A 1,335-nucleotide genomic window follows, 5' to 3' on the forward strand; every position below is an offset into this window, starting at 1 on the left:
CGCTACGAGCGTCCAAAGCGGCGTCAAATGTTTGGGTGGTGGTGGTTGGCCTTCTCTCGACCAATTGTCGCGAAACGATTCCACGCTGACCGCGATGCCGCATTCGTAGATTCGCCAGTAATCGAATGCGCTTGAGATCAGGGCGGTGTTTTCCACTCGCATGCCCTCAAGATAGGTGGTTTCCTTGCCAGCGAATGTTGACATTCGCACCTGCGGCGCGCGTTCCGGCACGGTGAGGGGAAGGAACGAACCCCATCCGTAATAGGCGTAGCGATGCATCGCCACGGAGACGCGCTCGTTCAGCGCCCGCGGGTTCTCAATATTGATCGGGTCGCCGTCGGCATCGACCAAGGCGTAGCCCATGGCTGAAAAGCTATCGCCTGCTTCCAGTACTCGCGGCTGATACTTGGGTTCCACCCGCTCGGCCAGAAGGCGGGTTTGCGCGGTGAAATCAGCGGCCGCCTCTGACACCGCCGCGACGAGCAACTCGACCATGCGGACGTCTGGTTGCGACCGTCCTCCCAGCGACTGCCGCAGGATCTTTCCCAAGAGGTCCACACGATGCGAGAGGCATCGCTCCAGAAGGGCGTTCCAATCATCGGCGCTTCGGATAGGCACGCTCTCGGGACCGGCCGCCCTGATGTAAACCGTGCCTTGGGATATGCCGGTCGGCCTGCCATTCGCGCCTTGCGGACCGTCTGCAATGGCGACGACGGGGCGCGACCCATGCGAGGGCACCACAACGACCGGATATGTCACTCCCTCAAACTCGGCGCCTTGGACCAGCAATTGCAATCGTGGCTCGAGATACTTCTTCACGATACTGGAGAGAGCGTCTTGCCCGAACAAGGAAGACGCCAGGTCGGTGGCACCAAGTGGCTTGCGGGTCTTGTCGTCGACGCCGAAGACAAGATAGCCACCGCCATGATTGGCAAGCGCCGCGATATGGCGGGCGAGCTTGGCTCTGTGCTCGGCTTGTCCTGTATCCATCCAGGCTTTGAATTCGACGCCCAGGTTCTCGTTGGCGCCGGCGATGAGATCGGTCAGGTCTGAAACGGCGATCTTGTCAGCCTCTCGCGCGGCCGCCATCATCTCAACCCCGCAACCCGAGCGCTCGGAGCCAGGCGTCTACCTGACCAAAAGCGTCCTGTTGCCATTGGTCGGCCGTGCGATCGCCCAAGATGTCGGTCTCTTGGACGAACTGGCGAACACAAGTCGGACCATAGCCGTCGGCCGTATCGAATTTCTCGGCAATGAAGCCGAAGCCTTTCGCGCCGCTGGCGTGATCCAGCAGGGGCCGACAGACTTCGGCTAGCGCCTCGCTGCCCTCAGGGT

1 protein-coding gene and 1 pseudogene are annotated in these 1,335 nt (G+C 61.3%); both read right to left on the bottom strand.

Annotation, left to right across the window (positions count from 1 at the left end; translation table 11 throughout):
• A partial coding sequence (locus AC1D0I_RS32505) for an AlbA family DNA-binding domain-containing protein (protein ID WP_477400171.1) occupies positions 1–1,092 on the bottom strand: 1,092 nt, incomplete at its 3' end.
• 1 nt (position 1,093) lies between these two features.
• Positions 1,094–1,335: pseudogene (locus AC1D0I_RS32510) on the bottom strand (hypothetical protein); the annotation flags it as partial.

The sequence above is a fragment of the Mesorhizobium sp. P2_D1 genome, assembly GCF_056404455.1.